This is a genomic window from Aeromicrobium sp. PE09-221, from assembly GCF_002174305.1.
In the GTDB taxonomy this organism is placed as follows: Bacteria; Actinomycetota; Actinomycetes; order Propionibacteriales; family Nocardioidaceae; genus Aeromicrobium.
In genome coordinates, this window is sequence record NZ_MIJB01000054.1 from 1 (window position 1) to 8,905 (window position 8,905).

Below are 8,905 nucleotides of genomic sequence, written 5' to 3' on the forward strand. Positions count from 1 at the left end.
CCGGCATGAGATAACCCTTATCGTTCGCTCGCTGCGCTCGCTCATGCCCTCACCCCGACGTGGACCGAGATGTGCTGGATACTCGTCAAGCTGGCACGGTCGACGTTGACGGATAGGGAGCAGATCTCGGTTCTGCGCTCGCTCATAGGCCCAGTGTCCCACTGTCCACGGACGGAATCGCAGAGCCGGTGTCCCGGATGTGCCACGCGAGCCCGACCACCGCTCGCAGGCTCGCGATATCGGCCGCTGGATGGTCCAGTTCGATCCGATCATCGACATAGCGGGCGACCGCATCGGCGCAGACGGCGCTCATCCCATCGATCTCGACCGGTGAGTGGGCCTCATGGAGCCCCCGCAGATCGGCCGCGACATAATCGGGACGCTCCTCCTTCCGGGCCGCGACGAGATCGGCGATGCTGCTGACCCCGGTGAGCACGGCGAGGGACGGGATCCCGGCGGCGCGGGCACCCGCGATATCCGTGTCGAGCCGGTCCCCCACCATCAGCGGACGCTCGGAGTCGATGCGCTGCACCGTCACCTCGAACAGCGGGCGGTACGGCTTGCCGGCGACCGAGCGAGGCTCGGCTGAGGCCGCGGTTCGCACGACCTCCACCAGGGAGCCATTGCCCGGGGCGATTCCGCGGGCCGTCGGGATGGTGCGGTCGGTATTGCTGACATACCAGGGCAGGCCGTCCTCGACGGCATAGGCCACCTCCGCGAGGTCACGCCAGCCGACCTCCGGGAAGTAGCCCTGGACCACGGCGCCGGGCTGGTCCTCGGCTGAGGAGACCGGCACCAGGCCGACCTCCTCCACAGCCTCCCGCAGACCCTCACCTCCGCACACGAGCACCCGCGTTCCCGGGTCGAGTTCGCCGGCCATCACGCGGGCGATCGCCTGCGCGGAGGTCACGACATCCGCGACCCCGGCCGGCAAGCCCAATCGTCGCAGGTGCTCGGCCACCGCCCACGGGGTCCGCGCGGCGTTATTCGTGAGATAGGCGAGCGCCACCCCGGATGCCTGCGCCGCGGTCAGTGCCTCGACGGCCTCGGGGACGGCGTGGTCGGAGACATAGACGACCCCGTCGAGGTCGAGCAGCACGGCATCGTGGTCCTCGGTCAGCGGTCGCGGGGACGAGCACAATGTCATGGCGACGAGGCTACCGGCGCCCTCGTCACGCTCCGCAGGTCGACCGTCACGCGCCCCACCAGCCCGTGCTGTCCGCGCGCGAAGCGGGCCCGCAGCTCACCCTGGACCTCGACGAGATCGCCGGCGGCGAGGCGCAGGGCGCGCCGCCGCAGTGCGGCGGTCCACGCCGTGCATTCGAAGCTGTCGACGCTCTGCCGCGAACGGCGACGCGCCCTGGCGCTGCGTCGCACCACCAACCGGAAGGTCACGATCTCATCGCCGGACGGCAGCACCCGCAGGACCGGCGGGGACGAGAGGCGCCCGGAGAGGTGCACCTCATTGGTGTCATGGGAAGGGACGAGGATCTCTGGGCTCTGGCTCATGGCCCCACTCTCCGGCGCGCCGGAAGGCCGATCCAGACGGTCCGATCGATCTGTGGACGGCTCAGCCGTGGTCCTCATCTGTGGACGGATCCCCCGCGACCCGCGCGATACGGCCTTCGAGCGCCGCCAGTCCGGACTCCATGTCGAGATCCGTGCCGATGACGTGGACCTCGATCAGATCTCCCTCACGGCTCGCCGACAACGAACCGGGGATGAGGTTCATGAGGAACACGAGCGCGATCCGCGCGCCTTCAGTGTGCAGACTCGTGCGATAGGTCGTCCAATAGGGATCGACGCGGACACTCGACAGTCGCACGGCACGGCGGGCGACGTCGACGCCTCCGAGCACAGAGCGGCCGAGCAGCCAGCCGCCGAGTCGTAGTGCCGCCAGACCTCGTGTCCAACGGCCTCCTCGACTCCGGCGCGGTCTCCCCGTGAGGGCATAGCTCAGCGCGACCGCGAGCGGGACGGCCACCACGCCATAGGCGAGGACTGAACCGTCTGCCTCCACGATCGCCAGCCAGAACAGCGCCGCGACCGTCGCACGCGCGACAAGCGACCCGATCATGCTCCGCCCCCGTTCACCGCTGCCCATCCGAGGGCCGCGGCGATCAGGACGAGCAGCACCGTGCCGGAGACCTCCCAGGCGCTGAACGAGCGTTGAGCACGCGCGACCGCCGCGACCAGCGAGACCGGTGGCGTGAGACGCGCGCGGATATCGGTCGCCAGGCCTTCGAGTCGATGCAGCGCGGCGCGCAGTCCCACCCCCGCCCGGCTGACGAGTCGCTCCTCGAGCGTCACCACGTCACCGGGCGGGACGATATCCCCATGTGGGTGCGCGATACGCGAGTCCTTCCACCGGGGCCCGCGGGCGATCCGTGCCGCCCCTACCGCGAGGACGAGGCCGACCAGCAGCGGCCAGCTCTGCGCCACCCATGTCCCCGGATCGAACCAGTCCGGTGTGGTCGAGAGCGGTTCGTGCGAGGAGGCGAGCCAACCCACCGCGCCCACAGGCGCCACGGCGACGATCGCCCACGCGATGTCCCGGGTGATCGGTGTGGGTGACGGAGCACGGTCGCGACGCCACATCACGACCGCGAAGCGCGCCAGTAACAAGGTCGATCCGAGTCCCACCCAAGGCAGCACCTCGGCCAGGGAGGCGCCACCGGTGGCCGGGAACATGGCGGCGCCGACGGCCTCCTTGGCCCCGTACTTCGCCACATAGCCGCCCGTCAGCGGAGCACCGATGATCGAGAGCCCGGCGACGGCCATCAGCACCGCCACCGGCCAGCGTCGCCAGCGTTCGACATCCCACATCTGCACCCCGAGGAAGAGCACACCCTTCGCGAGGCCGTGGTGGACCGCATAGACGACGGCCGCGATCGTGCACGCCCCGGCGGCCTCGGGCACGGCCAGTGCGACGCCGATGAGGACGGCCAGGAAGCCCATCTGGCTGATACTGCTGTACGCGAGGACGACCTTCGGGTCGTCCTGCAGCAGCCCGGCGGGCACCGCCAGGAAGCCCCCGAGCAGCGCGAGCGCCATGAAGGCGGTCCCCCAGCCGATCTCGCTCTCGCCGAAGGGCAGAAATCGCAGCCAGCCCACGAGGCCCGCCTTGATCATCGCCCCCGAGAGCACCGCGCTGGCGGGCGTGGGCGCCGCGGGGTGCGCCAATGGAAGCCAGACGTGCAGCGGCACGGTACCGGCCTTGACGCCGAACCCCAGGAGAAGCAATCCGATGATGAGATCGCGGTCCGGCGATCCCGCCACTGCCGCGGCGGACTCGCCGAGCCGCAGGCCGCCGGCCCGGGCGATGAGCACCATCGCCGACAGGACGGCACCTTCGCCGAGCACCGTCATCACCAGATAGATCCGACCCGCCCGGCGCGCCGGGCGGGAACCGGAATGGACCACCAACCCGTAGCCGGCGAAGCTCATCACGGTGAAGCAGAGGTAGAAGGTGATCAGGTCGGCTGCGGCGAAGACACCCGCATTGGCCACGAAGCACACCATCACCAGACCGGACAGCAGAGCCGGGCGCTCAGTGCCCGACCTCGGGATGAAGGCCAGCGCGAGCCCATAGAGCACCACCGCCATCGCGAGCAGGGGACGCGCGATGGCGTCGAGGGCCACCGAGGTGCCGAACAGCATCCAGGGCACGGTGACCGTCTCGGATCCCGCTGTCGCGCACAGGATGCCGGCCGGCACCACGGCCACCCAGCCGAAGCGCGATCCTCGGTCGCGGAGACGCTCAGCTGCGTCCCGCGGCAGCAGTCCCGATGCCATCAGCACGGCGACCAGGAGCAGCGGCCAACCGGCAGCGATCCACCACATCATCGGTAGCTCCCCCCGGCGATGATCTCAGCCAAGCCCCAGGGCGAATAGGTCCAGCCGGCGGCTACACCCATGAGGAGCACCATCGCGGCAGTCACCACCGGCGGCCACAGAAGCGCGGCGGGCGCTTCCAGACGACGCCGAGGCGGGACAGCCGGCACGGCGGCCTCCTGGTCATCGGGTTCGGGCCGCCAGAGGGCGTAGACCACGGGAAGGAAGTACGCCGCATTGAGCAAGGTGCTAGCGATGAGGACGGGCAGGACCCAGGTGGTGCCGGCGTCCAACCCGCCGAGCGCCAGCGGCCACTTGGAGACGAATCCGGCAAGCGGCGGCAGTCCGATCATGCCGAGCGACCCCACCGTGAACGCGGCGCCTGTCAGCGGCATCCGGCGACCGACACCGGCGAGCTGGCTGATCTTCGAGATGCCCTGCACCTCGGCGAACAGTCCGGCACAGAAGAAGAGGGTGATCTTCATCATCCCCTGGTGGACGATATGGACGAGGGCTCCCGCGGTCGCCAGCGGCGACACGAGCGCGGCGCCGAGGGCGACATAGGAGAGCTGCGAGACCGTCGAATAGGCCAGCCGCTTCTTCAGGTCATCCTGTGCCAGCGCTCGGATCGACCCGTACACGATCGTGAATCCCGCGAATCCCGCCATGACCGGCAGCAGTCCCAGCTCGCCGGCCACCGACAGACCGAAGAGATCATGCGTGACCCGGACGATGCCGAAGGCACCCGCCTTGACGACGGCCACCGCATGGAGCAGGGCGCTGACCGGTGCCGGGGCCACCATCGCAATCGGCAACCATCCATGCAGCGGGACGATGGCCGCCTTGACGGACATGCCGATGAGCAGCAGCGCGCCGATCGCCGTCGCTTCCCCCGGCCGTTCGGCAGCGAGATCGGCGACCGCCGCCACCCCGCCGGCGGTGAACTCGACGGGTCCCACCAGCGCGGTGAGCCAGACGACGCCCGCCAGCAGGACGACACCGCCGCCCAAGGTGTAGGCGAGATAGGTACGGGCCCCGTCGAGTGCGTCCTTCGTCCCGCGATGCGCCACCAGCGGATAGGTCACCAGTGTCAGCATCTCGAAGAACAGCAGGAAAGTGATGAGATTGCCAGCCAGGGCGATACCGGTCGTCGCCGTCACACACAGGCTGAAGAAACCGAAGAAGCGCGAGCGGTTCGGCGCGCCCTCCAGGTACCCGATCGCGTAGATCGTAGTGACCAGCCAGAGCCCGGCGGACAGCGCGACGAAGAAGAGCGAGAAGGCGTCGGTGACGAGGACGAGGTCGACGCCCGGCACCCAGGGCATCGAGACGCGGAGCTTGTCACCGGACACGACCGGCGGGATCAGTGCCACGACGAAGCCCACCTTGGCCACTGCGCCGGCCATATTGAGAGTCGTACGCCACCGCACCTGATCCTCGCGCAGGCAGAAGATGATCCCCGCCGGCAGCAGCGAGGTCAGCAGCATCAACAGCGGGACGATGCTGTAGTCGACCTGGGCGTCCGGGGTCATCCGTGCCCCCTCACCGTCGGATCCTCGGCGACCAGATCGACGAGTCCGGCCGAGAACACCCCAAACACCACCGACGCGATCGCGAGTGTGAACGGCACCACCGCCAGGACGCTCCGTACCCGGTGCGGAGCAGGTACCTCGTCGTCCCCGGGACGGTTGAAGGTGGCCCGCACCATCGCGGCGGTGTAGCCGAAGGTCAGCAGGCCGCCGAGCAGGAGCACGCCGATCCACCACCACGCACCCTGCTCGATCGCGGCCATCAGCAGCTGCCATTTGGCCACGAAGCCGAAGGTCGGCGGCAGGCCGGCGAGGCTGATCCCGGCGATTCCCAGCGCGGCGACCGTCATCGGGGTGTGGGTGATGGCGCCGTGAAGGTGGGAGAGGCGGTCGGTGCCGTAGGCGACGGCCAGCGTGCCAGCGGCGAGGAACATCGCGGCCTTGGCCAGACCGTGGGCGAGCACCAGGACCACCCCGCCGGACCACCCGGCCGCGGAGCCGTCGGCCAGCGTCAGCACGATCGCGAAGTACCCGACTTGCGCGACGGTGGAGTAGGCGATGATCTGCTTCAGCCGGGACGATCGCAGCGCCATCGCCCCGCCCCAGAAGACGGCGACGGCTCCGGCGATACCTGCCACCACGCCCAGAGCCCGTACGGCGGTGGCATCGTCCGCGAGGCCGAACCAGATGCGCCAGAGGACAATCACTCCGGCCTTGATGACCAGTGCCGAGAGCACCGCACTCACAGCAGCGGGCGCGGCCGGATGGGCGACCGGCAGCCAGGCATGCAGGGGGAACAATGCCATCTTCGCTCCCATGCCCAGCAGGGTCAGCGCCACGATGGCGGTCAGCACCGGGCCGGGTTCCAGCGCAGCGGTGACCTGCAGCAGATCGAGGGTGCCGGTCTCTGCGTAGACGAGCGCCACGGCCAGCAGGAACAACAGTGAGCCGACGACGCCCACGAAGAGGTAGCGCAGCGCGGGGGCGGCGGCCGACCTACCGCCGAGGGCCACCAGCGCGACCGCTGCGAGGGTCACCAGCTCGAGCATCACGTAGATGTTGAACAGATCTCCGGCGACGACCACACCGTTGAGGCCGGCCCAGAGGACGAGCCATAGCGGCCAGAAGTCCGGACCCCCGGCGAGGCGCGGTTCCGCTGCGGCATAGACCGTCACCGCCACACCGACCACGGTCATGAGCGCCAGGAATGCAGTGCTCGTGCCGTCTGCCTGCAAGGTGATGCCCAGTGGAGCCTCCCAACCGGCGAGGGCGAACTCCCAGCTGCCACCGTCGATCATCAACGCCAGGACGACAGCGGACCCGAGCACCCCGGTGATCGAGGAGGCTGCCGCGCCCGCGAGCCTTCGCGGTCCGCGCGGCACCAGGGCCACCATCGCTGACAGAAGCAGCGGGAGCAGGACGAGGGCGGGCAAGAGCGCGGGATATCTCATCGGTCCTCGCTCTCGTCGCTCACTGCGTCGACGCGGCGTGCCAAGGCGAGCGCCACACCGGTGACCGCGGCCATGATGACGATCCCGGTGAGGACGAGTGCCTGCGGTACCGGATCGGGGACGTCCTCGCGCGCCGCGACCGCCAGCAGCACCAGCATGACCCCACCGGAGGCCACATTGAGGGCGATGATGCGGCGCAGCAGGTCGCCGATGAGCAGATGACCGACGAGTCCGATCATCATGATGGCGGGACCAGCGAGAAGGGCGAGATCGACGAAGGTCATCGGGCCTCCCCTGGTTCATTCCGATTAGCGAGGAATATCCGCGCCAGGCCGACTCCGATGCTGACGGCGAGCACCGCCTCTATCCCGAGGATCGCCGCCGAAGCCCAGGACTCACCCAGCACGAGCCATCCCTCACCCGCGACCGCCGTCGAGAAGGCGAGGAGGATGAAGGCCACGAGGCCCACCACGATCAGGGCCTCGCCCCACCGACCACGGGTCGAGGCGTGCCGCGTGCCGGTCAGATGCGCGATGACGAGACCGGCTCCCACCATCGCCCCGGCCTGGAAGGCGCCCCCGGGCCGGGTGGTCCCGGCGATCAGCATCCACACGGCCAGCAGTGCGACCACGGGGAGCAAAGCCATCGCGATGGTCCGCAGTTCCCCGGATGCCGAAAGTTCCCGCGCCCAGGAGCGATCGCTGACGGCCGTCGCCGCGAAGACCGCGGCCATCACCACGGCGATCTCCAGGAGCGTGTCGAAGCTGCGAAAGTTCAGCAGCACCGCGGTGACCGGATGTTCAGCACCCGTCGTAGCGATCTGGTCGTCGACGAGACGAGGCAGCTCCCCTGTGGGCCCAGACAGTCGAGAGACCACGCATGCTGCGGCGAGGAAGGCGATCGTACCGGCGACGATTCCCACGACGACGGTCCACAGCCGACGCGGCGGCGCGTGCGGCTGCTTCGAGGCGAGGGCGTCGACGAGCAGCGCACCGGTGACGCCACCGCCCAGGACCGCTTCTGCCAGAGCGATATCGGGGGCATCCAGGCGAGCCCACAGCAGGGCGAGCAGCAACCCGAAGACCAGGAAGACCGCGACCGATGCGGTCCGGCGCGGCACCAGTACAGCGGCGACGGCCGCCAGCAGGACACCAGTCAACAACAGCGCGTCGAAGACGCCGATGTCGAGACTCATCCGTCATCCTCGCGAACGGCCAGCAGGTGGCTGTTGACCGCGGTCCCGAGGAGGGCGAGGGCCCAGATGAGGAGCAGTTTCACCACGACACCGGCGCCTGCACCGTTCGAGACCGTGTGGACGATCAGACCGAGGATGATGAAGCCGAGACCGAGATTGTCTGCCTTCGCCACGGCATGCAGCCGGGTGGGGAGGTCGGGGAACCGCAGGAGACCCGCTGTTCCCGCGATCATGAAGATCGCTCCCACAGCGAGGAGCAGCGTCATCAGGATAATCATCGGTCTGCCCGCTGGATCCAGACGAGGGCGACCACGGTCGCCAGCGCCACGAGGGCGATGGCCGCGTCCCGGAACGCCGCCGTGGCGGTCAGACTTCCGAGCACCGCGAGCAGCGCGGCACCCGTGGTGCCGAGGAGAACGAAGGCGGTAAGCCGATCCCGCGTGGTGGGGCCGCGGCCCGCACGCCACAGGCCGGCCAGCGTACACAGAAGAACCACACTCGCCGTCACCGACAGTGCCGTGTCCGCTGCGCTGATGCCCTGACCTCCGCTCCCTCGTGCTTGGCACGATTTTAGGAGGGATACCGGCTCATCGCAGGGTGAGTAAAAGGTTCCGTGAATGCGGCGAGGCCGCCCCAGGGTTCCGGGGCGGCCTCGCGCTAGTGGTTGTCCGGCGACGTCCTACTCTCCCACACCGTCTCCAGTGCAGTACCATCGGCGCTGAAGGGCTTGACTTCCGGGTTCGGAATGTGACCGGGTATTTCCCCTTCGCTATGGTCGCCGTAACTCTCTCAACCATCCAACTATCCAATTAATAGCCGTTGATGGTCTGGGAACCTCATAGTGGACGCGAACAACTCGAAAAGTATGTGTTGAGTGACAAGCCCTCGGCCTATTA

General features: G+C 68.8%; 10 protein-coding genes and 1 rRNA gene. All 11 read right to left on the reverse strand.

The features are described 5' to 3' along the window. Positions 1-142 precede the first annotated feature (142 nt). The 11 genes from BHE97_RS19080 to rrf all read right to left on the reverse strand — a co-directional run bounded on the left by BHE97_RS19080 (position 143) and on the right by rrf (position 8,792). Positions 143-1,147, reverse strand: a complete 1,005-nt coding sequence (locus BHE97_RS19080) for an HAD-IIA family hydrolase (protein WP_087625623.1) — start codon at positions 1,145-1,147, stop codon at positions 143-145. Beyond that, a complete protein-coding gene (locus tag BHE97_RS19085; RefSeq protein ID WP_087625624.1) occupies positions 1,144-1,509 on the reverse strand; it encodes a single-stranded DNA-binding protein in 366 nt (121 codons plus the stop codon). The genes BHE97_RS19080 and BHE97_RS19085 overlap by 4 nt, the downstream gene beginning before the upstream one ends. Positions 1,510-1,570: 61 nt before the next feature. Then, positions 1,571-2,077: a Na+/H+ antiporter subunit E gene (locus BHE97_RS19090; protein WP_170931517.1), complete on the reverse strand. Its 507-nt coding sequence runs from the start codon at positions 2,075-2,077 to the stop codon at positions 1,571-1,573. Then, complete coding sequence (locus BHE97_RS19095) at positions 2,074-3,846, reverse strand: proton-conducting transporter membrane subunit (protein WP_087625626.1); 1,773 nt, start codon at positions 3,844-3,846, stop codon at positions 2,074-2,076. The genes BHE97_RS19090 and BHE97_RS19095 overlap by 4 nt, the downstream gene beginning before the upstream one ends. Then, positions 3,843-5,366, reverse strand: a complete 1,524-nt coding sequence (locus tag BHE97_RS19100; RefSeq protein WP_087625627.1) for a proton-conducting transporter membrane subunit — start codon at positions 5,364-5,366, stop codon at positions 3,843-3,845. The genes BHE97_RS19095 and BHE97_RS19100 overlap by 4 nt, the downstream gene beginning before the upstream one ends. Next, the gene (locus BHE97_RS19105) at positions 5,363-6,814 is read right to left on the reverse strand and encodes a proton-conducting transporter membrane subunit (RefSeq protein WP_087625628.1); all 1,452 of its coding nucleotides are present in this window, start codon (positions 6,812-6,814) and stop codon (positions 5,363-5,365) included. Before BHE97_RS19105 ends, BHE97_RS19100 begins: the two co-directional genes overlap by 4 nt. Beyond that, entirely contained in the window at positions 6,811-7,098 is a 288-nt protein-coding gene (locus BHE97_RS19110; protein WP_087625629.1) for an NADH-quinone oxidoreductase subunit K, read from the reverse strand. The genes BHE97_RS19105 and BHE97_RS19110 overlap by 4 nt, the downstream gene beginning before the upstream one ends. Beyond that, complete coding sequence (locus BHE97_RS19115; RefSeq protein ID WP_087625630.1) at positions 7,095-8,009, reverse strand: hydrogenase subunit MbhD domain-containing protein; 915 nt, start codon at positions 8,007-8,009, stop codon at positions 7,095-7,097. Before BHE97_RS19115 ends, BHE97_RS19110 begins: the two co-directional genes overlap by 4 nt. Beyond that, positions 8,006-8,275 carry a monovalent cation/H(+) antiporter subunit G gene (locus tag BHE97_RS19120; RefSeq protein WP_201791543.1) on the reverse strand — a complete coding sequence of 90 codons (270 nt, stop codon included), beginning with the start codon at positions 8,273-8,275 and terminating at the stop codon, positions 8,006-8,008. Before BHE97_RS19120 ends, BHE97_RS19115 begins: the two co-directional genes overlap by 4 nt. A gap of 8 nt (positions 8,276-8,283) precedes the next feature. Beyond that, positions 8,284-8,505, reverse strand: a complete 222-nt coding sequence (locus tag BHE97_RS19125) for a hypothetical protein (protein ID WP_201791544.1) — start codon at positions 8,503-8,505, stop codon at positions 8,284-8,286. Positions 8,506-8,675: 170 nt separating this feature from the next. Further along, positions 8,676-8,792, reverse strand: a 5S ribosomal RNA gene (gene rrf / locus BHE97_RS19130). Between the last annotated feature and the right edge of the window lie 113 nt (positions 8,793-8,905).